Annotated in this window: 14 protein-coding genes and 3 rRNA genes; 16 read left to right on the top strand and 1 reads right to left on the bottom strand. The window is 67.3% G+C overall.

Annotated features, from left to right (window positions below; genetic code table 11):
• Positions 1-7: 7 nt before the first annotated feature.
• The 4 genes from KIS93_RS20405 to rrf all read left to right on the top strand — a co-directional run bounded on the left by KIS93_RS20405 (position 8) and on the right by rrf (position 8,102).
• Entirely contained in the window at positions 8-2,581 is a 2,574-nt protein-coding gene (locus KIS93_RS20405; protein WP_186404356.1) for a valine--tRNA ligase, read from the top strand.
• Between the two features lie 424 nt (positions 2,582-3,005).
• Positions 3,006-4,527: ribosomal RNA gene (locus tag KIS93_RS20400) — 16S ribosomal RNA — on the top strand.
• A gap of 290 nt (positions 4,528-4,817) precedes the next feature.
• A 23S ribosomal RNA gene (locus KIS93_RS20395) occupies positions 4,818-7,923 on the top strand.
• A gap of 62 nt (positions 7,924-7,985) precedes the next feature.
• Positions 7,986-8,102 (top strand): 5S ribosomal RNA (gene rrf, locus KIS93_RS20390).
• The 16S, 23S and 5S rRNA genes sit together here, the layout of an rRNA operon.
• Before the next feature lie 114 nt (positions 8,103-8,216).
• Here rrf and KIS93_RS20385 read toward each other — a convergent pair.
• Complete coding sequence (locus KIS93_RS20385; RefSeq protein ID WP_230465886.1) at positions 8,217-8,930, bottom strand: dioxygenase family protein; 714 nt, start codon at positions 8,928-8,930, stop codon at positions 8,217-8,219.
• 262 nt (positions 8,931-9,192) lie between these two features.
• Between KIS93_RS20385 and KIS93_RS20380 the strand changes: the two genes are divergently transcribed.
• The 12 genes from KIS93_RS20380 (at position 9,193) to KIS93_RS20325 (ending at position 22,224) form a co-directional block, all read left to right on the top strand.
• On the top strand, positions 9,193-10,512 hold the full coding sequence (locus KIS93_RS20380; protein WP_080046150.1) for a bifunctional folylpolyglutamate synthase/dihydrofolate synthase: 1,320 nt from the start codon (positions 9,193-9,195) through the stop codon (positions 10,510-10,512).
• The gene (locus KIS93_RS20375; RefSeq protein WP_080046151.1) at positions 10,509-10,853 is read left to right on the top strand and encodes a DUF4233 domain-containing protein; all 345 of its coding nucleotides are present in this window, start codon (positions 10,509-10,511) and stop codon (positions 10,851-10,853) included. Before KIS93_RS20380 ends, KIS93_RS20375 begins: the two co-directional genes overlap by 4 nt.
• A gap of 11 nt (positions 10,854-10,864) precedes the next feature.
• Positions 10,865-12,490: a hypothetical protein gene (locus tag KIS93_RS20370; RefSeq protein WP_080046152.1), complete on the top strand. Its 1,626-nt coding sequence runs from the start codon at positions 10,865-10,867 to the stop codon at positions 12,488-12,490.
• Positions 12,491-12,647: 157 nt separating this feature from the next.
• Positions 12,648-13,058, top strand: a complete 411-nt coding sequence (gene ndk / locus KIS93_RS20365; RefSeq protein ID WP_080046153.1) for a nucleoside-diphosphate kinase — start codon at positions 12,648-12,650, stop codon at positions 13,056-13,058.
• 552 nt (positions 13,059-13,610) lie between these two features.
• Positions 13,611-14,642: a rod shape-determining protein gene (gene mreB / locus KIS93_RS20360; protein WP_080046154.1), complete on the top strand. Its 1,032-nt coding sequence runs from the start codon at positions 13,611-13,613 to the stop codon at positions 14,640-14,642.
• Positions 14,642-15,520, top strand: a complete 879-nt coding sequence (mreC, locus tag KIS93_RS20355) for a rod shape-determining protein MreC (RefSeq protein WP_080046155.1) — start codon at positions 14,642-14,644, stop codon at positions 15,518-15,520. The genes mreB and mreC overlap by 1 nt, the downstream gene beginning before the upstream one ends.
• Positions 15,517-15,972, top strand: a complete 456-nt coding sequence (mreD, locus tag KIS93_RS20350; RefSeq protein ID WP_080046156.1) for a rod shape-determining protein MreD — start codon at positions 15,517-15,519, stop codon at positions 15,970-15,972. Before mreC ends, mreD begins: the two co-directional genes overlap by 4 nt.
• Complete coding sequence (gene mrdA / locus KIS93_RS20345) at positions 15,969-18,014, top strand: penicillin-binding protein 2 (RefSeq protein WP_080046157.1); 2,046 nt, start codon at positions 15,969-15,971, stop codon at positions 18,012-18,014. The genes mreD and mrdA overlap by 4 nt, the downstream gene beginning before the upstream one ends.
• A gap of 22 nt (positions 18,015-18,036) precedes the next feature.
• Positions 18,037-19,203, top strand: coding sequence for a rod shape-determining protein RodA (gene rodA, locus KIS93_RS20340; protein ID WP_080046158.1), 1,167 nt, complete (start codon positions 18,037-18,039; stop codon positions 19,201-19,203).
• A gap of 4 nt (positions 19,204-19,207) precedes the next feature.
• Complete coding sequence (locus tag KIS93_RS20335; RefSeq protein ID WP_080046159.1) at positions 19,208-19,387, top strand: hypothetical protein; 180 nt, start codon at positions 19,208-19,210, stop codon at positions 19,385-19,387.
• 20 nt (positions 19,388-19,407) lie between these two features.
• Positions 19,408-21,318, top strand: a complete 1,911-nt coding sequence (locus tag KIS93_RS20330) for a TIGR03960 family B12-binding radical SAM protein (RefSeq protein ID WP_080046160.1) — start codon at positions 19,408-19,410, stop codon at positions 21,316-21,318.
• A 153-nt stretch (positions 21,319-21,471) separates the two neighbouring features.
• Positions 21,472-22,224, top strand: coding sequence for a TIGR03936 family radical SAM-associated protein (locus KIS93_RS20325; RefSeq protein WP_230465887.1), 753 nt, complete (start codon positions 21,472-21,474; stop codon positions 22,222-22,224).
• Positions 22,225-22,306 lie beyond the last annotated feature (82 nt).

Genomic DNA, 22,306 nt, shown 5'->3' with positions numbered 1-22,306 from the left:
CCTAGAATTGGGTGCTGTGACAACGCCAGAGCTGCCTACCCAATACACACCGGCCGACGTCGAGACCCGCAGCTACGAGCGCTGGGTGTCCGAAGGCTACTTCCGCGCCGACCCGGGCAGCTCGCGCGAGCCGTACAGCATCGTCCTCCCGCCGCCCAACGTGACGGGCGTCCTGCACATCGGGCACGCGCTCGACCACTCCATCCAGGACGCGCTCACCCGCCGCGCCCGCATGCTGGGGCGCGAGACGCTGTGGCTGCCCGGCATGGACCACGCCGGCATCGCCACCCAGAACGTCGTCGAGCGCGAGCTGGCCAAGCAGGGCAAGTCCCGCCACGACCTGGGCCGCGAGGCGTTCGTCGAGCGCGTCTGGGAGTGGAAGGAGGAGTCCGGCGGCCGGATCCTCGGCCAGATGCGCAAGCTCGGCGACGGCGTCGACTGGTCGCGCGAGCGGTTCACCATGGACCCGGGGCTGTCGCGCGCCGTCCAGACCATCTTCAAGAAGCTGTTCGACGACGGGCTCATCTACCGCGCCGAGCGCATCATCAACTGGTGCCCGCGCTGCCTGACGGCCCTGTCCGACATCGAGGTGGAGCACAGCGAGGACGAAGGCGAGCTCGTCTCGATCCGCTACTCCGACGAGATCGTCGTGGCCACAACGCGGGCCGAGACCATGCTCGGCGACACCGCCGTGGCCGTGCACCCCTCCGACGAGCGCTACGCCCACCTGGTCGGCACCATGGTCGAGGTGCCGCTCACCGGCCGCATGATTCCGGTCGTCGCCGACGAGCACGTCGATCCGGCGTTCGGCACCGGCGCGGTCAAAGTGACGCCCGCTCACGACCCCAACGACTTCGAGATCGGGCGGCGGCACTCGCTGCCGTCGCTGACCGTCATGGACGAGCGCGGCGTCATCACCGCGCACGGCCCGTTCGAGGGGCTCGACCGCTTCGAGGCGCGGCCCGCCGTCGTCGCCGCTCTGCGCGCCGAAGGCCGCATCGTCGCGGAGAAGCGCCCCTACGTGCACTCCGTCGGCCACTGCTCGCGCTGCAAGACGGTGGTGGAGCCGAGGCTGTCGCTGCAGTGGTTCGTCAACGTCGCGCCGCTGGCCAAGGCCGCCGGCGACGCCGTCCGCGACGGCCGCACCCGCATCCACCCGCCGGAGCTGGCCAAGCGCTACTTCGACTGGGTCGACGACATGCACGACTGGTGCATCTCCCGCCAGCTCTGGTGGGGGCATCGCATCCCGGTCTGGTACGGCCCCGGCGGCGAGGTCGTGTGCGTGGGCCCCGACGAGGAGCCGCCCGCCGGCTACACCCAAGACAGCGACGTGCTCGACACGTGGTTCTCCTCCGGGCTGTGGCCGTTCTCGACGCTGGGCTGGCCCGACCGCACCGACGAGCTGGAGCGCTTCTACCCGACGTCCGTGCTGGTCACCGGCTACGACATCCTGTTCTTCTGGGTCGCCAGGATGATGATGTTCGGCCTGTACGCGATGGACGGCGAACCGCCGTTCCGGGTCGTCGCGCTGCACGGCATGGTCCGCGACCAGTACGGCAAGAAGATGTCGAAGTCGTTCGGCAACGTCGTCGACCCGCTCGACTGGGTCGACCGCTTCGGCGCCGACGCCACCCGCTTCACCCTGCTGCGCGGCGCCAACCCGGGAGCCGACGTCGCGGTGAGCGAGGAGTGGGCGGCCGGATCCCGCAACTTCTGCAACAAGATCTGGAACGCCACCCGCTTCGCGCTCATGAACGGCGCCGCCGTCGGCTCGCTCGACGGCGCCGAGCTGACGGCGGCCGATCGGTGGATCCTGTCACGCCTGCAGTCGGTGATCGAGGCGGCCGATGCGGCCTTCGAGGAGTTCGAGTTCGCCAAGGCCTCCGATCTGCTCTACCACTTCGCGTGGGACGAGGTCTGCGACTGGTACCTGGAGCTGGCCAAGATCCAGCTCGGCGAGGGCCTGGAGCACACGAGGCTGGTGCTCGGCCACGTGCTCGACGCGTTGCTGCGGCTGCTGCACCCGCTGGTGCCGTTCGTGACCGAGGAGCTGTGGCGGGCCGTGACGGGCGGCGAGTCGGTCGTCGTGGCGCCGTGGCCGGTGCGCGACGAGCGTTACGCCGATCCCGCCGCCGAGGCGGAGATCGAGGCGTTGCAGGAGCTGGTGACGGAGGTCCGCAGGTTCCGCTCGGACCAGGGGCTCAAGCCCGGCCAGAAGGTGGCGGCGCGGCTCGGGCTGAGCGGCACGCCGCTGGCCGGCCAGGAGACGGCGATCCGCTCGCTGCTGCGACTGACCGACCCGTCCGAGTCGTTCAACGCCACGGCGCGGCTCTCGGTGGGGGCGGTGACCGTGGAGATCGACACCGCGGGCGCCATCGACGTCGCCGCCGAGCGCAAGCGGCTGGAGAAGGACCTTGCCGCCGCGCGCAAGGAGGCTGCCCAGGTGGCGGCCAAGCTGGGCAACGAGCAGTTCATGGCCAAGGCGCCGCAAGACGTGGTGGCCAAGGTCAGGGGACGGGCCGAGCAGGCGTCGGCCGACATCGAGCGCCTGGAAGCCCAGCTCGCGGCCCTGGGTGTTTGAACCGTACGCACGAGGGGAAGGTCCATTCGTTACCGAAGATGGACCTTCCACCTCTTCGAGGCTGCTACAGTTTTCAACGCGGGGCCAATTGGCCCCGACATCCCGCTGAACAATCCCCGACTTTCGGGTGGCTCCAGCCGCGCGGTTGGACAAGAGCCGAAAGTTGGAGTAAGTTAGCAGGGTTGCCTCGAAGAGAGGCAAGTCCGGAAGCTCCCGGATCGGGCGGTTTGACAAGAATCGTCCGGATCTGGTAGTCTGAAGGGGTACGAAATGTGCGCCTCGCGCATCGGAGCCTGGAAGGGCTCGGGTGCGGATGAACGCGTCCGTTTCTTGAGAACTCAACAGTGTGTTAAAAGCCAGTGCATGATTTTCATGCAGCACCTCGTCAAGTATTGACGATTTGCTTGGATTAGTTTCCAGACATTGTTTGGAGAGTTTGATCCTGGCTCAGGACGAACGCTGGCGGCGTGCTTAACACATGCAAGTCGAGCGGAAAGGCCCTTCGGGGTACTCGAGCGGCGAACGGGTGAGTAACACGTGAGCAACCTGCCCCTGACTCTGGGATAAGCCCGGGAAACTGGGTCTAATACCGGATACGACCGCCTCCGGCATCGGGTGGTGGTGGAAAGTTTTTTCGGTTGGGGATGGGCTCGCGGCCTATCAGCTTGTTGGTGGGGTAGTGGCCTACCAAGGCGACGACGGGTAGCCGGCCTGAGAGGGCGACCGGCCACACTGGGACTGAGACACGGCCCAGACTCCTACGGGAGGCAGCAGTGGGGAATATTGCGCAATGGGCGGAAGCCTGACGCAGCGACGCCGCGTGGGGGATGACGGCCTTCGGGTTGTAAACCTCTTTCAGCAGGGACGAAGTTGACGTGTACCTGCAGAAGAAGCGCCGGCTAACTACGTGCCAGCAGCCGCGGTAATACGTAGGGCGCAAGCGTTGTCCGGAATTATTGGGCGTAAAGAGCTCGTAGGTGGCTGGTCGCGTCTGCCGTGAAAGCCCGCAGCTTAACTGCGGGTCTGCGGTGGATACGGGCCGGCTAGAGGTAGGTAGGGGCAAGTGGAATTCCTGGTGTAGCGGTGAAATGCGCAGATATCAGGAGGAACACCGGTGGCGAAGGCGGCTTGCTGGGCCTTACCTGACGCTGAGGAGCGAAAGCGTGGGGAGCGAACAGGATTAGATACCCTGGTAGTCCACGCTGTAAACGTTGGGCGCTAGGTGTGGGACCCTTCCACGGGTTCCGTGCCGGAGCTAACGCATTAAGCGCCCCGCCTGGGGAGTACGGCCGCAAGGCTAAAACTCAAAGGAATTGACGGGGGCCCGCACAAGCGGCGGAGCATGTTGCTTAATTCGACGCAACGCGAAGAACCTTACCAAGGTTTGACATCACCCGGAAAGCTCTGGAGACAGAGCCCTCTTCGGACTGGGTGACAGGTGGTGCATGGCTGTCGTCAGCTCGTGTCGTGAGATGTTGGGTTAAGTCCCGCAACGAGCGCAACCCTTGCTCCATGTTGCCAGCAACACCTTCGGGTGGTTGGGGACTCATGGGGGACTGCCGGGGTCAACTCGGAGGAAGGTGGGGATGACGTCAAGTCATCATGCCCCTTATGTCTTGGGCTGCAAACATGCTACAATGGCCGGTACAGAGGGTTGCGATACCGTGAGGTGGAGCGAATCCCTAAAAGCCGGTCTCAGTTCGGATTGGGGTCTGCAACTCGACCCCATGAAGTCGGAGTCGCTAGTAATCGCAGATCAGCAATGCTGCGGTGAATACGTTCCCGGGCCTTGTACACACCGCCCGTCACGTCACGAAAGTCGGCAACACCCGAAGCCCGTGGCCCAACCAGCTTGCTGGGGGGAGCGGTCGAAGGTGGGGCTGGCGATTGGGACGAAGTCGTAACAAGGTAGCCGTACCGGAAGGTGCGGCTGGATCACCTCCTTTCTAAGGAGCACTCTCACCTATCACCGCCGAACGTGTGGTGGGGTGACAGCTCACTAGTGGAGCACTGGCTACTCAGCCGGTTCGCGTCGTCGGACCGCAAGTACCGCCCCTGTAAGGGGGAGTGGGAACGGGGTTTGCGAGGGCGTGGATCGGCTGGACACACTGTTGGGTCCTGAAGGAACGGGCGACCGGTTCTTCGGAGACAGGACCAGCGAGCATCCCTTCGCGGGGTGGGAGCTGGTTTGCTGTTTGTTGTTTGAGATTTGCATAGTGGACGCGAGCATCTTTGTGGCCAAGTTTTTTAGGGCACACGGTGGATGCCTTGGCATCAGGAGCCGATGAAGGACGTGGGAGGCTGCGTTAAGCCTCGGGGAGTCGCCAACCAGACGTTGATCCGGGGATGTCCGAATGGGGAAACCTAGCACCAGTCATGTGGTGTTGCCTCCGCCTGAATGTATAGGGCGGTTGGTGGTAACGCGGGGAAGTGAAACATCTCAGTACCCGTAGGAAGAGAAAACAAGAGTGATTCCGTGAGTAGTGGTGAGCGAAAGCGGATGAGGCTAAACCGGGCGTGTGTGATAGCCGGCAGGCGTTGCATGTCCGGGGTCGTGGGACCCTCTTGAAGTAGCTGCCGCTGCTTCGAACAGTGATAAATCGATGGGGTAGTTGAAAGCTCTGGGAAGGGCTGCCGTAGACCGTGAGAGCCGGGTAGACGAAACCTTGTCGACTGTTGGAGGGGATCCCAAGTAGCACGGGGCTCGAGGAATCCTGTGTGAATCTGCCAGGACCACCTGGTAAGCCTAAATACTCCCTGATGACCGATAGTGCACGAGTACCGTGAGGGAAAGGTGAAAAGTGCCCCGGTGAGGGGTCGTGAAATAGTACCTGAAACCGTGTGCCTACAAGCCGTAGGAGCTTACAAGAATTTCGGTTCTTGTGTGATGTGACTGCGTGCCTTTTGAAGAATGAGCCTGCGAGTTATGGTGTGTGGCGAGGTTAACCCGGGTGGGGGAGCCGTAGCGAAAGCGAGTCTGAAGAGGGCGTTTGAGTCGCATGCTGTAGACCCGAAGCGGGGTGATCTACGCATGGGCAGGTTGAAGCTCAGGTAAGACTGGGTGGAGGACCGAACCCACCAGGGTTGAAAACCTGGGGGATGATCTGTGTGTAGGGGTGAAAGGCCAATCAAACTCCGTGATAGCTGGTTCTCCCCGAAATGCATTTAGGTGCAGCGTTGCGTGTTTCTTGCCGGAGGTAGAGCACTGGATGGCCGATGGGCCCGACAAGGTTACTGACGTCAGCCAAACTCCGAATGCCGGTAAGTGAGAGCGTGGCAGTGAGACTGCGGGCGATAAGGTTCGTAGTCGAGAGGGAAACAGCCCAGATCACCGACTAAGGCCCCTAAGCGTGTGCTAAGTGGGAAAGGATGTGGAGTCGCAGAGACAACCAGGAGGTTGGCTTAGAAGCAGCCACCCTTGAAAGAGTGCGTAATAGCTCACTGGTCAAGTGATTCTGCGCCGACAATGTAGCGGGGCTCAAGTACACCGCCGAAGTCGTGGCACTGACAGCTATGTGCTGTTGGTGGGTAGGGGAGCGTCGTGTATGCGGTGAAGCGGCAGAGTGATCTAGCCGTGGAGCGTACGCGAGTGAGAATGCAGGCATGAGTAGCGAATCGAGGGTGAGAAACCCTCGCGCCGGATGACCAAGGGTTCCTGGGCCAGGCTAATCCGCCCAGGGTAAGTCGGGACCTAAGGCGAGGCCGACAGGCGTAGTCGATGGACAACGGGTTGATATTCCCGTACCCGCTTCAATGCGCCCATACTGAACCCCTTGATACTAAGAGTCCTTAACTCGCCTAAAGCCTTCGGGCTTGGGGTCAGAGTGAACGCTCGGCCTGATTGGGTAGTAGGTAAGCGATGGGGTGACGCAGGAAGGTAGTCCAGCCCAGGCGATGGTTGTCCTGGGGTAAGCATGTAGGGCGGAACGTAGGCAAATCCGCGTTCCATGTGCCTGAGATGTGATGCCGAGCCGATTGTGGTGAAGTGGATGATCCTATGCTGCCGAGAAAAGCCTCTAGTGAGTGTTGTGGCGGCCCGTACCCTAAACCGACTCAGGTGGTCAGGTAGAGAATACTAAGGCGATCGGGTGAACTGTGGTTAAGGAACTCGGCAAATTGCCCCCGTAACTTCGGGAGAAGGGGGACCTCTGCTGGTGATGAGTCTTGCACTCGGAGCTGGTGGGGGTCGCAGTGGCCAGGGGGAAGCGACTGTTTACTAAAAACACAGGTCCGTGCGAAGTCGTAAGACGATGTATACGGACTGACGCCTGCCCGGTGCCGGAACGTTAAGGGGACCGCTTAGCCGCAGCAATGTGGCGAAGGTGAGAACTTAAGCGCCGGTAAACGGCGGTGGTAACTATAACCATCCTAAGGTAGCGAAATTCCTTGTCGGGTAAGTTCCGACCTGCACGAATGGCGTAACGACTTCCCCGCTGTCTCAACCGCAGACCCGGCGAAATTGCACTACGAGTAAAGATGCTCGTTACGCGCAGCAGGACGGAAAGACCCCGGGACCTTCACTACAGCTTGACATTGGCGTTTGGAGCGTCTTGTGTAGGATAGGTGGGAGACTGGGAAGCTCGGACGCTAGTTCGGGTGGAGTCATTGGTGAAATACCACTCTGGTCGTTTTGAACGTCTAACTCTGGTCCGTGATCCGGATCGGGGACAGTGTCTGGTGGGTAGTTTAACTGGGGCGGTTGCCTCCTAAAGGGTAACGGAGGCGCCCAAAGGTTCCCTCAGCCTGGTTGGCAATCAGGTGTTGAGTGTAAGTGCACAAGGGAGCTTGACTGTGAGACTGACGGGTCGAGCAGGAGCGAAAGCTGGGACTAGTGATCCGGCATCGGCGTGTGGAAGCGGTGTCGCTCAACGGCTAAAAGGTACCCCGGGGATAACAGGCTGATCTTCCCCAAGAGTCCATATCGACGGGATGGTTTGGCACCTCGATGTCGGCTCGTCGCATCCTGGGGCTGGAGTAGGTCCCAAGGGTTGGGCTGTTCGCCCATTAAAGCGGTACGCGAGCTGGGTTTAGAACGTCGCGAGACAGTTCGGTCCCTATCCGCTGCGCGCGTAGGAGACTTGAAAGGGGCTGTCCCTAGTACGAGAGGACCGGGACGGACGAACCTCTGGTGTGCCAGTTGTACCGCCAGGTGCACGGCTGGTTGGCTACGTTCGGAAGGGATAACCGCTGAAAGCATCTAAGCGGGAAGCTCGCCTTGAGATGAGGTCTCCCACCCTGTGAGGGGGTAAGGCTCCCGGTAGACGACCGGGTTGATAGGCCGGAGGTGGAAGCGCGGTAACGTGTGGAGCTGACCGGTACTAATAGGCCGAGGACTTGACCACAAAGCATTCTTGCTCGCGTCCACTATGCAGTTCTGAGACAGCAAATGGCTGTTTCGCAGGGTTACGGCGGTTATGGCGGGAAGGAAACACCCGGTTACATTCCGAACCCGGAAGTTAAGCTTCCCTGCGCCGATGGTACTGCACTCGGGAGGGTGTGGGAGAGTAGGTCACCGCCGGACAATCTTTATAGGAAGGGCCCCGACGCCAACGCGTCGGGGCCCTTCCTTTTTGTGCAACGAGGGCCACCCCCAGCAGCCGGGGTGGCCCTCTCTTGCGTTCGGGGACCGTGTGGGTCAGGCGCGTTGCCACAGCGCGGGCACGTTGGGTGGCTCCCAGCCCGCCTGGGCCTGGTGCCCTTGCAGGCACCGGTAGGTCGCGCCGCCATAGGTGACCCGGTCACCCGCCTGGTAGGTCACCCCAACCTGCCAGGTGCCGCCGCCCGGAGGCGGACTCGTCGGCGGGTCCGTGGGCGGTACGCCCGGGACGTTGAGCACGAAGTCGAACGTGGCCTCCTTACCCGTCCCCACCGTCCGCACCGTCATGAGGAGGCGGGGGTCGAAGATGGTGTCGGTGTTGTTGCGCGGCTCGCCGGGGAAGTAGAGCTGCGTCGTCAGGATCGGCCGGCCGGGGGCCTGGGCCTTGACGTGGATGTGGCGGGTGCGGCCGGGGTAGAGGCCGGGCACGATCGTCGTGAGCTTGAAGGCACCCTGGGCGTTGGTGTACTGGTGGCCGCGGAAGTTGTACGTGATGTTGTCGTAGGCGCCGTTGTTGTCGGCCTGCCAGAAGTCCAGCAGCACGTTGGCCAGGGGCTGGCAGGCGAGGCCGAAGACGTACCCGCTGACGGTCAGCGGGGTGCCGGCGCCGGGCAGGACCGTGCGCTGCGGGGAGTTCGGCTTGAAGTAGGGGCCCTCCGTCTGCGGGATCGTGGGGTCGTCGCCGTCGTCGCAGTACGGGGTGGGGGTGAGCGGCTCGCCGCTCTCGGCCGTCTGCCGGGCGAGGGCCGGCACCTGTCCTGCGAGTAAGGGGACCGGTGTCGCTATGAGAGCCGCTTTGAACAGCGTCTTCCTGCTGATGCCGCCTTGCATTTCCGCGCGAGTGTGCTCGCCTTCCACGATTGCCTCCTCAAGAGCGGCCCGCCGGGGGGTGGGGCGGGCTGTTTCCCAAGGTGGCACCGTGGCCGCGGGGGTGAGTACCCTCCACTTTTCTATATGTCCGGCAATATGTGCGCCGGGTGTACGGACCGCGTCCGGCGGTCAGTAGGGTTGAAGGGTGGATTATCGTGCGGTAGAACGCGCGATCCTGGATCGTGGCGTCGAGTGGGATTTCGAGCCGACGCTCGATCGGATCGCGGCCCTTCTTGACCTGCTGGGCTCGCCGCAGCGGGCGTACCCGGTCATACACATCGCCGGCACCAACGGCAAGACGAGCACGGCGCGGCTGACCGAGGCGCTGCTCAAGGAGCGCAACCTGCGGGTGGGGCGCTACACCAGCCCGCACCTCGTGTCGATGCGCGAGCGCATCACCGTGGACGGCGAGCCGCTGAGCGAGGAGCGGTTCGCCCAGGTCTACGAGGAGGTGATCCCGTATGTCGAGCTGGCCGACACGCAGGGGCGGCGCATCCAGTTCTTCGAGCTGCTGACGGCGATGGCGTTCGCGGCGTTCGCCGACACGCCGGTCGACGTGGCGGTCATCGAGACCGGCATGGGCGGGTCGTGGGACGCGACGAACGTCGCCGACGGCACCGTCTCGGTGATCACGCCCATCTCGCTCGACCACACCGACCGGCTCGGCCCCGACATCCCGAGCATCGCCGGCGAGAAGGCGGGCATCATCAAGGCCGGTGCCACCACCATCCTCGCCCAGCAGGAGCTCGCCGCCGCCGAGGTGCTGATGCGGCGGGTGGCCGACGTGGGCGCGGTCGTCGCCCGCGAGGGGCTGGAGTTCGGCGTGCTGAGCCGGGAGGTGGCGATCGGCGGGCAGCTGCTCACGCTGCGCGGCCTCAAGGGCGTCTACGACGAGGTCTACCTGCCGCTCTACGGCGCCCACCAGGCGAGCAACGCCGTGTGCGCGCTGGCCGCCGTCGAGGCGCTGACCGGCGGTGACGACCCGCTCGACGTGGAGCTCGTACGCGCCGCGTTCGCCCAGGCGTCCTCGCCGGGGCGCATGGAGGTCGTGCGGCGCACCCCGACGGTGGTGATCGACGCCGCGCACAACCCCGGCGGCATGCAGGCGAGCCTGGAGGGGCTGCACGAGGCGTTCGACTTCGCCAAGGTGATCGGCGTGGTCGCGGTGATGCGCGACAAGGACGTCGAGGCGCTGCTGGAGCTGCTGGAGCCGATCCTCGAAGAGATCGTCGTGACCCGCAACTCCTCGCCCAGGTCCCTGTCGGCGGAGGAGCTGGCGGCGCTGGCGCTGCCGCTGTTCGGCGAGGAGCGCGTGCACGTCGTGGAGCGGCTCGACGACGCCATCGACCGGGCGATCGGCATCGCCGATGCCGAGGGCGAGTTCAGCGGCACGGGCGTGCTGATCACGGGGTCCGTCGTCACCGCGGGCGACGCGCGGTTGCTGCTCAAGGCGGACGGCACATGATGAGCTTCGAGGTCACCCCTGGCATGCGCCGGCTCGGCGCCAGCGTGCTGGGCATGGAGGCCATCGTGGCCGGGCTGGTCACGCCCGTGGCGATCACTGTGGGGGAGGTGGCGCCCGCGCTGGCCGTGACGGTCGGCATCGGGCTCGCCGTGCTCTGCGTGATCGCCGCCGGCCTGCTCAAGCGGCCTTTCGGGTACGTGCTCGGCAGCGTCGTCCAGGTGCTGGCGATCTGTACGGGTTTCCTGGTGACCACCATGTTCTTCCTCGGCGCGATCTTCGCCGCGCTGTGGATCACGGCGATTATCGTAGCTCGCCGTGTCGAGGGCGCTACTTCCCGCTAAAGTCGGCCTACATGGCCGTCCCCCCATTCACGCGGCCGCCGCATCAGGCGCGCCACGGGTTCTCCTGGTTGCTCGACACGTTGCTCGGGCTCCTCGTCGTGGTGTCGCTGCCTCTGGCGGTCGTCGCGATCCCCAACACGCTGTCCGTCGTCGCCAGGCTGCTGCCGCCGGGCCTCGACCAGGCCGGGCTCATGCGCACGCACGGGCTCGCGCTGCCGGCGCTCATGCTGGCCGTCCCGCTCGCGGCGGTGGCGCTGCGCCGCGTGCCCGCCGCGCACCTGCTGGTCGCCGGGCTGGCGCTGGTGGCGCTGACCGACGCGGCGGGCGGCTTCGCGGGCTCCGAGCTCGTCGTCGGCGTGGTGCGCGTGCTGCGCGGCGTCGGCTCCGGGCTCGTCCTCACCACCACGCTGGCGGCCGTGTGGCAGCGCGTGCCGGTCCTGCGGGCGCTGTGGGTGGGCGTGTTCGGGCTCGGCCTGCTCACGGCCCAGGCGCTCGCGCTGTGGCCGCTCGACGAGGTGAGCAGCTGGCGGGTCACGCTGCAGCCGTACCCGTTGCTGACTGGGGTCGCGCTCGGGCTGGCGGCGCTCCACCTGGTCGCGTGGATGTTGCTGGGCCGGCCCGAGACGCCCGTTCCCGACCTGCTGGAGCGCGGCCGGCTGCTGGTCGCGGCCGTGCCCGCGGCGGTCGTCGCGGCCGTGGCGATCAGCACGGCGTCCGAGGGGTGGCGGGCGCTGCCGGTGATCCTGCTGGCGTCGCTGGCGGTCTTGGGACTGCTGGTGCTGGCCTCTACGGGGGACGCGGGCGGGCGCCTGCCGGCGTACACGATGGTGGCGGTCGGCGTCGTGCTGCTGCCCAGCGCCGCGCAGGTCACGCTGGTGGAGATGGGCGGTCTCGGCGGTCCAGGGCTGCGCGGCCTGTGGGTGCCGTACGTCGTGGCCGGGCTCCTCGCGGTCGTGGCGTCGGTGGCGGTGCGGCTGCTCACGAGGACGACCGGGCGCTGGCTGGCGCCGATGGGGCTGCTGGCCATGGTGGTCGGGCTCTGCTCGGTGCGGCTCGTGGTGCCGTCGGCCGACGGGCTGGTGCTGGCGGTGCCGTTCAGCCTGCTCGCGGTGGGGGCGGCGGTGGCGCTGACGGCGGCCTCGCAGGAGGCGGGCGTCGGCACCGCGATGTTCGGGCTCTCGCTGGGTTGTACGGGCGTGCTCGTCGGGTTCCTGCTCGGCACCGGGGTGCAGATGGCCATGCTCGACGGGGTGCGCTCGGCTCAGGAGCTGGTCGACAGCTTCGTGGGGGCGTTGCACTGGTGGGCGCTGATCGGCGGGTTCCTCGTGGTGGCGATCATCGTGCTGGCCGCCGTGATGGCGCGGCGTTCCGGGTCGGGGGCCGTGCCGGTGGAGCCCGTGCCGTCGTCGGAGCCTCCCTGCGCGGGCATTCCCACCATGCCGCCCGCCGACGTGCTGCTCGTGCCGGCGCCCGGCCGGGACGACGACGACGAGGAGGAGGGGCCCACCGGCGCCATCCCGCGAGTGGTGGTGCCCGTGTCGACCAGGGGCGCCTTCGACCAGGTCGCGGCGGCTCCCGGCGACGGGCCCGCCGTGCCGCCTCAGGGGCAGTCGCCCGAAGACGGCGCGGCTTCCTAGGGCGCCGGGTTCCGCTGGGGAAACGAGGGCAGGGGCCGGGACGGTAAGCTGAGGGCCCTGCTACGGCGACGCGCGGGCGCGTGCCCCGCGACGCGTCCTCGCGGCCAGGCCGGATGCCTGCAGTCGCGACCCCACTCTGTTCGAAGGAGAACTTCAAGTGTCCGAGCGCACTCTTGTCCTGATCAAGCCCGACGGGGTTAAGCGCGGCCTCATCGGTGACGTGATCGCCCGTGTGGAGCGCAAGGGCCTCAAGGTCGTGGCGATGGACCTGCGCACCCTCGACGCCGACACCGCCAAGGCGCACTACGCCGAGCACTCCGAGCGGCCGTTCTTCGGTGAGCTCGTCGAGTTCATCACCTCGGGGCCGCTCGTCGCCATGGTGCTCGAGGGGCCGCGCGCCGTCGAGGCGTTCCGCGCGCTGGCCGGCCTCACCGACCCGGTCAAGTCGGCGCCCGGCACGATCCGCGGCGACCACGCCCTCGAGATCGGCGAGAACGTCGTGCACGGCTCCGACTCGCCCGAGTCGGCGGCCCGCGAGATCAAGATCTTCTTCCCGGACCGGTTTTAGGTTCTAGGGGCATTTCGCGTTTTTACGCGCCTCCGCGGCTTCGGCCGCGGAGGCGCGTTTCGCATTTGGGGGAGCCGGTAGTGCTGGGGTAGCCGGAGCGGGCCAGCGCCGGAACTCGCAGGTTTTCGTGCCGGGGCGTGCGCCGATGGCACTCTGGGCGAGGCCGGGCGGTGGTGTGGTGGTGCGGAACGCCTCGCGGGTCGGAGTGGCGCGGTCAGACGGGCGGCTGCGGAGGCGCGCCGGAAGCTCTTGAGCCGGCGTGCGCCGCCCCCGCTCTGGGCGAGCTCGTGCGGTGCGGGGATGCGGGCGAACGGGTGGCGGGGATTTTTTGTCGGGCGCTTACCGTAGTGTTTCCCGCAGTTGGTTGATGGACCGTTCCAGGCTTCCAGCGGATGTTGTGGTGCAATCCGGGCAAAATTGCGGTTGAGGTAGGGGCTGGAGATTTTTGACGGGCGCGATGGCTCATTGCGCGCATCGGTGGGTACGTCACGTTACGATTCGAATTCGATCCGTAGTCATTCGCGAACGACGTTACGGAGGGCTCCGTTCCCCATGGGCAGCAAGCTCGCGTTCCTCGGCCGTGACATGGCGGTCGACCTGGGCACCGCCAACACGCTGGTCTATGTGCGTGGCCGTGGCATCGTGCTCAACGAGCCATCAGTCGTCGCGATCAACACGGCGACGGGCAAGATCGTGGCGGTCGGCATCGAAGCCAAGCGGATGATCGGCCGCACGCCTGGCAACATCATCGCGGTCCGTCCGCTCAAGGACGGTGTGATCGCGGATTTCGACGTCACTGAGCGGATGTTGCGCTATTTCATTCAACGGGTGCATCGGCGGCGGCATTTCGCCAAGCCGCGCATCATCATCGCCGTGCCGAGCGGCATCACCAGCGTTGAGCAGCGGGCGGTGAAAGAGGCCGGCTATCAGGCGGGGGCCAGGAAGGTCTACATCGTCGAGGAGCCCATGGCCGCCGCCATCGGGGCCGGGCTGCCGGTGCACGAGCCGACGGGCAACATGGTCGTCGACATCGGCGGCGGCACCACCGAGGTGGCGATCATCTCGATGGGCGGCGTGGTCACCAGCCAGTCGATCAGAATCGGCGGCGACGAGCTCGACCAGGCGGTTATCGCGTTCGCCAAGAAGGAGTTCTCGCTGATGCTGGGCGAGCGCACCGCCGAGGAGATCAAGATCGCCATCGGCTCGGCCTGCCCGTTCGGTGAGGAGGCGCACGCGGAGGTCCGCGGGCGCGACCTGGTCAGCGGCCTGCCCAAGACGATCATCGTGTCCAGCGAGGAGATCAGGAGGGCCACCGAAGAGCCGGTCAACGCGATCGTCGACGCGGTCAAGACCACGCTCGACAAGTGCCCGCCCGAGCTGTCGGGCGACATCATGGATCGCGGCATCGCGCTCACCGGCGGCGGGGCCCTGCTCAAGGGGCTCGACGAGCGGGTCAAGGCCGAGACGGGCATGCCCGTCCACCTGGTCGACAACGCCCTCGACTCGGTGGCCATCGGCTCCGGCAAGTGCGCCGAGGAGTTCGAGGCACTCCAGCAGGTCCTGGTGCCGGAGTCGCGACACTGATGAGAGACTCACGCCGTGCCCGGCTGATCCTGGGAGTGCTGCTGACGGCGGCGCTGGTCATCCTGACCGTCGACCACCGCACCGGCGACAGCTCGCCGCTGCGCCCGCTGCGCGCGGCCGGATCCTACCTGTTCGGCACGGCGGAGCAGTTCGGCGGCGGGGTGATGCGTCCCGTCAGCACGTTCGTGCACGCGATACTGACCGCGCCCGCGGCCAGGGAGCGCATCGAAGCATTGAAGGAGGAGAACGCCAAGCTGCGCGCCGGGTTGCTGGCCGGCAAGCTCGACGCCGACCGGGCCAAGGAGCTGGAGCGGCTGGTCGGGCTGGCGGGCGCCGGGGGATACAAGGTGGTCCCCGGCAACGTGATCGCCAGGCGCGGGCAGCCCGGGTTCGAGGACGCGGTGCAGATCGACATCGGCACCAGCGACGGCGTGCGCTCGGAGATGACGGTGCTCAACGGCGACGGGCTGGTCGGCCGGGTGCTGCACGCCTCGGCGCGCACGTCGACGGTGGTGCTGATCAGCGATCCCGCCTCCGCCGCGGGGGCGCGGCTCGAAGGCGGCAAGGAGATCGGCGTCGTGCACGGGGTGGGGGAGCACGGGCGGCTCGTGCAGTTCCGGCTGCTCGACTCCACGGCCACGATGAGCAGGGGCGGGCGGATCGTCAGCTTCGGCTCCCAGAACGCGGTGCCGTACGTGCCGGGGGTGCCGATCGGGGTGATCGAGCGGGTGGAGTCCACGCCCGGCGAGCTGACCCGCATCGCCTACGCCAGGCCGTACGCGGATCTGACGGCGCTCGACGTCGTCGGCGTGGTGGTGAAGGCGCCCGAACGCGACCCGCGTGACTCGGTGCTGCCGGCCAAGGAGGGCTCGCGGTGATCGGGGGCGCTTCCGTGGTGCTGGCGTTGCTGGCGCAGGTGATGCTGGTCAACCGGGTGCCGCTGCCCGCCGGCGGGGCGCCCGACCTGGTGCTGCTGGCCGTGGTCGGGGCGGCGCTGGTCAGGGGGCCCGCGCCGGGGGCGGTGCTCGGGTTCTTCGCGGGGCTGCTGGTCGACGTCATGCCGCCGTCCGCCCATCTGATGGGCCAGTACGCGTTCGTGCTGGCGCTGGTCGGCTACGTCGCCGGGCGGGGCGCGGGCGGGCCGGTGACCACGGTCGTGCTGTGCGTGCTGATCGGGCCGCTGCTGGCGGCGGCCGTCGGCGGGCTGATCGGCGACGCCCGGGTGACGGTGGCCACGCTGACGGAGCAGGTGCCCGTCACGATCGTCTACACGTTGCTCGTCTCGCCGATCGTGATCTGGCTGACCACCAGGAAGAGATTCGCGATATGACCAGGATGCGGGCCCGGCTGCTGGTGTTGCACGTGCTCGTGCTGGCGCTGCTCGTCGTGCTGGCCGTGCGGCTGTGGCAGGTGCAGGTCGTGCGGGGGCAGGAGTTCGTCACGCGGGCCACCGAGACCAGGACCCGCGCCGTGATCGTGCCGGCCGTGCGCGGGCAGATCCTCGACTCGTCGGGCCGGCCGCTGGTGCGCAACAAGACCGCGCTGGTCGTCTCCGTCGACAGGACCAGGCTGTCGCGGATGAAGGACGGCGGCGTCAAGGTGCTGCGCAAGCTGTCGGCGGTGCTCGGGCGGCCGGTCTCCGACCTGCAGCAGCGCATCACGCCGTGCGGGCCCGGCGTGGGCAAGCCGTGCTGGACGGGCTCGCCGTACCAGCCGGTGCCGCTGGACGAGAAGGTCGACACGCGCGAGGCGCTGCAGATCCTGGAGCGGCAGGAGGAGTTCCCCGGGGTGACGGCGGAGATCCACTCCGTCCGGCAGTATCCCGGCGGCCGGGCCGGGGCGCAGATGCTCGGCTACCTGCAGCCGGTCACCGAGGCCGAGCTGGAGCAGCGCGAAGGGCTCAAGGCCAGCTTCTCCGGCGTGGACCTGGCGGGGCGCGACGGGCTCGAATACGTCTACGACGACGCCCTGCGCGGCAAGTCGGGGCTGCGCAGGGTGCAGGTCGACCGGATGGGCAAGGCGCTCGGCGTCGAGGAGCAGATCACGCCCATCCCCGGCGACCACCTCGTGACCAGCATCGACTCACGGGTGCAGGCCGTCACCGAGAAGGCGCTCGACCGGGCGATGAAGTCCGCGCCCTCGGCCGACGGCGGGGCCGCCGTGGTGCTCGACGCGCGTACGGGGCGGGTGGTGGCGCTGGCCAGCGCGCCCGGGTACGACCCCGAGATCTGGGCGGGCGGCATCTCGGCGCGGGGCTACCAGTGGCTGCTGTCGGAGAAGTCGGGCAAGCCGCTCGTGTCGCGGGCGATCAACGGGCAGTTCGCGCCCGGCTCGACGTTCAAGATCTCGTCGGTGTCGGCGATGCTGCGGGCCGGATACCCGCTCAACGGCCACTACTCCTGCCCGGGCTCCTACACCGTGGGCGGGCGGGCGTTCAACAACTTCCGCGGCATCTCGCTGGGCACGCTCACGCTGCACACGGCGCTGGTCAAGTCGTGCGACACGATCTTCTACCGGGCGGCGTACGAGCAGTATTTGAAGGACGGCGGGCGCTTCCCGAAGCGCAAGCCGAAGGAGATCTTCGCGAACATGGCGCGGGCCTTCGGGTTCGGCAAGCCGACCGGCGTCGACCTGCCGGGCGAGTCCGCGGGGCGCATCCCCGACCGGGCCTGGAAGAAGGACCTGTGGCAGAAGACCAGCGCGATCAACTGCGAGCGGTCGCGCAAGGGGTACCCGGAGGAGAAGGACCGGGCGCGGGCCGAGTTCCTCAAGCGGCTGGCGCTGGAGAACTGCACCGAGGGGTTCCTGCTGCGGCCCGGCGACTCGGCCAACTTCTCCATCGGGCAGGGCGACGTGCTGGTCACGCCGATGCAGCTCGCCAGGGCCTACATGGCGCTGGTCAGCGACGGCAAGGTGCGCAGCCCGCGCATCGGGTGGGCGCAGGTGCGGCCCGACGGCAAGGTGGTGCGCACCATCCCGGTGCCCGTCGTGGGCAAGCTGCCGCTCAGCGAGAAGGAACGTCTCTACATCAAGCACGCGCTGAGCCAGGTGGCCGCCGACGGCACGGCGGCCGGGGCCTTCGCCGGGTTCCCGATGAACAAGGTGCGGGTGGGCGGCAAGACCGGCACCGCCGAGGTGTGGGGGAAGCAGGACACGTCCTGGTTCGCCTCGTTCGCGCCCACGAAGAACCCGCAGTACGTGGTCGTCGCGATGGTCTCGCAGGGCGGGATGGGCGCGCAGACGGCCGCGCCCGCCGTGCGGGAGATCTACGAGGGGATCTACGGCATCAAGCGCAAGCCCGCCGTGCCCGGCGGGCGGCTGACCACGCGTCTGCCGCGCTTCGCCCCCGACGGAACGGTGATCCGGGGATGAGCACGCGATCGGGAGGCCGGCGATGACGGCCCGGACGGCGGCCGTCCGGCGGCCCTCACTGCTGCGGCGGATCACCGCCGAGAGCTCCACCGTGCGGCGGCTCGACGGGCTGATGCTGGTCGCGGTGGCCGGGTTGTGCGTGATCGGCACGCTGCTGGTGTGGTCGTCCACCCGCACGTGGGCGCCCGGCTCGACGGGGCTGGTGAAGAAGCACCTGCTCAACGAGACCATCGGCGTGGTGCTGTGCGTGATCGTGGCCGCGGTCGACCATCGGGCGATGCGGGCGTACGCGCCGCTGGTGTTCCTGCTGTCGCTGGTCGGGCTGGCGCTGGTCATCACCCCGCTCGGGGCGACGATCAACGGGTCGCACTCGTGGATCCTGCTCGGCGGCGGGTTCGCGGTGCAGCCGTCGGAGTTCGCCAAGGTCGGGCTGCTGCTCATCATCGCGATGCTGCTCGCCCAGCCGGCCGAGGGCACCGATCGGCCGCGCGGGTTCGACGTGACGCTGGTGCTCTTCGCCGCGGCGATCACCCTGGGGCTGGTGATGCTCCAGCCGGACCTGGGCACGGCGCTGGTGCTGGCGGTGATCACGGCCGCCGGGCTGATCATCGCGGGGGTGCGCAAGCGGCTGATCGGGGTGCTGACGCTGGTCGCGGGCGCCGGGGTGTTCGCGGTCTTCTACTTTCAGATGCTGGAGCCGTACCAGGTGGCGCGGTTCACGGCGTTCGTCGACCCGAGCGTCGATCCGCGCGGGGTGGGCTACAACAGCACGCAGTCGCTGATCGCGATCGGCTCGGGGCAGCTGCTCGGCAAGGGGCTGCTCGGCGGCGGGCAGACGACCGGGCGGTTCGTGCCCGAGCAGCACACCGACTTCATCTTCACGGTGGCGGGGGAGGAGTTCGGCTTCCTCGGGTCGGTCACGGTGGTGCTGCTGCTCGGGGTCGTGCTGCTGCGCGGGCTGAAGATCGCCCGGCAGTGCGAAGACCGGTTCGGGACACTCGTCGCGGGCATGATCGTGTGCTGGTTCGCGTTCCAGACGTTCATCAATGTGGGCATGACGATCGGGATCATGCCGATCACGGGGCTGCCGCTGCCGTTCGTGTCGTACGGCGGCACCGCCACATTCGCCAATCTCATTGCGATCGGGTTGCTGCAGGCCATCAGGATCCGAAGACAGTCGTTTAATTAGAAGTATGTTCTTGGCCTATTGCGATGAGTGCGGCGAACGCTTCCTGCTGCCCGCGAACCATGTCGTCGCGGTGCACAACCTGGAAAGCGGGGTCATCGCCGTCGAGCTGACCTGCTACGAGGGGCACCACATCCTGGTGCTCAGTGGAAACGACATAGACATCCCCGGACCTGCCACCGTCTGAGCGCCGCTACCCTTGACGGTATGCCTGTCGAGTCGATTTTCCACCGCCTGGAAGCGCTGCTGCCCAAGGTGCAGAAGCCCATCCAGTATGTCGGGGGTGAGCTCAACTCGACCGTCAAGGACTGGGACTCGGCGGACGTGCGATGGGCGCTGATGTACCCGGACGCCTACGAGGTCGGGCTGCCCAACCAGGGCGTGGCCATCCTCTACGAGATTCTCAACGAGCTCCCGGGCACGCTGGCCGAGCGCACGTACGCGGTCTGGCCCGACCTCGAGGAGCTCATGCGGGCCGAAGGCGTCCCGCAGTTCACCGTCGACGCGCACCGGCCGGTGCGCGCCTTCGACGTGCTCGGCGTGTCGTTCTCGACCGAGCTCGGCTACACCAACCTGCTGACCGCACTCGACCTGGCCGGCATCCCGATGCTGGCCGTCGACCGCGGCGACGACGACCCGATCGTGCTCGCGGGCGGCCACGCGGCCTTCAACCCCGAGCCCATCGCCGACTTCCTCGACGCGGCCGTGCTCGGAGACGGGGAGCAGATCTCCATCGCCATCTCCGAGGTCATCCGCGAGTGGAAGGCCGAGGGCAGACCCGGCGGGCGCGACGAGCTGCTGATGCGGCTCGCCGAGTCCGGCGGCGTCTACGTGCCGAAGTTCTACGACGTCGAATACCACGCCGACGGGCGCATCAAGCGGGTCGCGCCCAACCGGGCCGACGTGCCGTGGCGGGTGCACAAGCACACCGTCATGGACCTCGACGAGTGGCCCTATCCGAAGAAACCGCTGGTGCCGCTGGCCGAGACGGTGCACGAGCGGTTCAGCGTGGAGATCTTCCGCGGCTGCACGCGCGGCTGCCGCTTCTGCCAGGCCGGCATGATCACGCGCCCCGTGCGCGAGCGCTCCATCACCACGATCGGGGCGATGGTCGACAACGGCATCAAGGAGTCCGGCTTCAACGAGGTCGGCCTGCTGTCGCTGTCGTCCGCCGACCACTCCGAGATCGGCGAGGTCGCCAAGGGCCTGGCCGACCGTTACGAGGGCACCAACACCTCGCTGTCGCTGCCGTCCACCCGGGTCGACGCGTTCAACATCGACCTGGCCAACGAGTTCTCCAGGAACGGCAGGCGCTCGGGCCTGACGTTCGCGCCGGAGGGCGGCTCCGAGCGCATGCGCAAGGTGATCAACAAGATGGTCACCGAGGAAGACCTGATCCGCACCGTCACCACCGCCTACTCGCAGGGCTGGCGCCAGGTCAAGCTCTACTTCATGTGCGGCCTGCCCACCGAGCAGGACGAAGACGTGCTCGGCATCGCCGACCTGGCCAAGAAGGTCATCCAGGCGGGCCGCGAGGCGACCGGCAGCCGCGACATCCGCTGCACGGTCTCCATCGGCGGCTTCGTGCCCAAGCCGCACACGCCGTTCCAGTGGGCCGGGCAGGCCGACCACGAGACCGTCGACCGGCGGCTCAAGGCACTGCGCGACGCGCTGCGCGGCGACAAGAACTACGGCCGCGCCATCGGCTTCCGCTACCACGACGGCAAGCCGTCCATCGTGGAGGGCCTGCTGTCGCGGGGCGACCGCAGGGTCGGCGCCGTCATCAGGAACGTCTGGGAAGACGGCGGCCGCTTCGACGGGTGGAGCGAGCACTTCTCCTACGAGCGCTGGATGGCCGCCGCCGAGAAGGCGGGCATCGACGTCGACTGGTACACCACGCGCGAGCGGGAGGAGAACGAGGTCCTGCCGTGGGACCACCTCGACGCCGGCCTCGACCGCGAATGGTTGTGGCAGGACTGGCAGGAGGCCATCTCCGGCGGCGAGGTCGAAGACTGCCGCTGGACCCCGTGCTACGACTGCGGAGTCTGCCCGACTATGGGCACCGAGATCCAGATCGGCCCCACGGGGCGCAAACTCCTTCCTCTGACGGTGGTCTAGCGCGCTCAGTGGGCGAGCCGTGCCACGGCGTACACGTTCACGCGCCGCAGCGGCTTATCCTGAGACGTAGGAACTCTTACAAGGGAAGGACGACAAGCTCTGAAACCTGTTCCCGAAGGGCCTCCGCCCGCGCCCACGGTGCAACGCCTGCGTGTGCGTTACGCCAAGCGCGGCCGCCTGCGCTTCACCAGCCACCGCGACATCTCGCGGGCCGTTGAGAGAGCGGTCCGCCGTGCCGGCATTCCGGTGGCCTACAGCGCGGGCTTCTCGCCCCACCCGAAGATCTCCTACGCGGGCGCGGCGCCGACCGGCGTCGCCAGCGAAGCCGAATACCTCGAGATCGGTGTCACCACACCGTGCGACCCCGCCCAGGTCAGGCAAGACCTGGACGAGTCGTTGCCGTCTGGGCTCGATGTGCTCGACGTTGTGGAGGCGGGTCCGGGTGGGCTGGCCGACCGCTTGGAGGTCTCCGACTGGGAGGTGCGGCTGCCGGGTGCCGATCGCGAGCTCGCCGAGGTGGCGGTGGAGAAGTTCCTCGCGGCAGGCACGGTGGAAGTCGAGCGCCTGACCAAGAAGGGTCCCCGCCGCTTCGACGCGCGGCAGGCGGTCCTGGGGCTCACGGTTTCCGAGGGAGCAGAAAGAACCGCAGCTCAGGTGCATGGAGGGCCGTGTGTCATACTGCGCATGGTTGTTCGGCACATGACGCCTGCCGTTCGACCCGACGATGTGCTCACAGGGCTGCGCCTTGTGGCCGACTTCGCGCCGCCGGTTCCCCCCGAGGTGACCAGGCTGGCGCAGGGGCCGCTCGACGCGAGCACCGGTGCACTTGCCGATCCGCTCGACCTTGACCGCGACACCACGCGCGGCGGCGAGGCGGGGCCGGCGGGTGAGCACGTCGCCGGTTAAGGACGTGCCCGGCATGAGCCGAGCACGACCGCTGACAGGACTTGGCGCCGGCGCGCTCCATGCGGGAGCGCCGGCGGACAAC

This window comes from [Actinomadura] parvosata subsp. kistnae (genome assembly GCF_900323885.1).
In the GTDB taxonomy this organism is placed as follows: Bacteria; Actinomycetota; Actinomycetes; order Streptosporangiales; family Streptosporangiaceae; genus Nonomuraea; species Nonomuraea composti.
The sequence above is the reverse complement of the archived record's forward strand: the minus strand, read 5'-3'. Positions and strand labels throughout refer to the sequence as shown.

Excerpts from the sequence above, each read along its gene's own strand:
- mrdA (WP_080046157.1), top strand. The coding sequence starts at position 15,969 with ATGACCAGGATGCGGGCCCGGCTGCTGGTGTTGCACGTGCTCGTGCTG.
- KIS93_RS20375 (WP_080046151.1), top strand. The coding sequence starts at position 10,509 with ATGATGAGCTTCGAGGTCACCCCTGGCATGCGCCGGCTCGGCGCCAGC.
- KIS93_RS20370 (WP_080046152.1), top strand. The coding sequence starts at position 10,865 with ATGGCCGTCCCCCCATTCACGCGGCCGCCGCATCAGGCGCGCCACGGG.
- mreC (WP_080046155.1), top strand. The coding sequence starts at position 14,642 with ATGAGAGACTCACGCCGTGCCCGGCTGATCCTGGGAGTGCTGCTGACG.
- rodA (WP_080046158.1), top strand. The coding sequence starts at position 18,037 with ATGACGGCCCGGACGGCGGCCGTCCGGCGGCCCTCACTGCTGCGGCGG.
- KIS93_RS20335 (WP_080046159.1), top strand. The coding sequence starts at position 19,208 with ATGTTCTTGGCCTATTGCGATGAGTGCGGCGAACGCTTCCTGCTGCCC.
- KIS93_RS20330 (WP_080046160.1), top strand. The coding sequence starts at position 19,408 with ATGCCTGTCGAGTCGATTTTCCACCGCCTGGAAGCGCTGCTGCCCAAG.
- mreB (WP_080046154.1), top strand. The coding sequence starts at position 13,611 with ATGGGCAGCAAGCTCGCGTTCCTCGGCCGTGACATGGCGGTCGACCTG.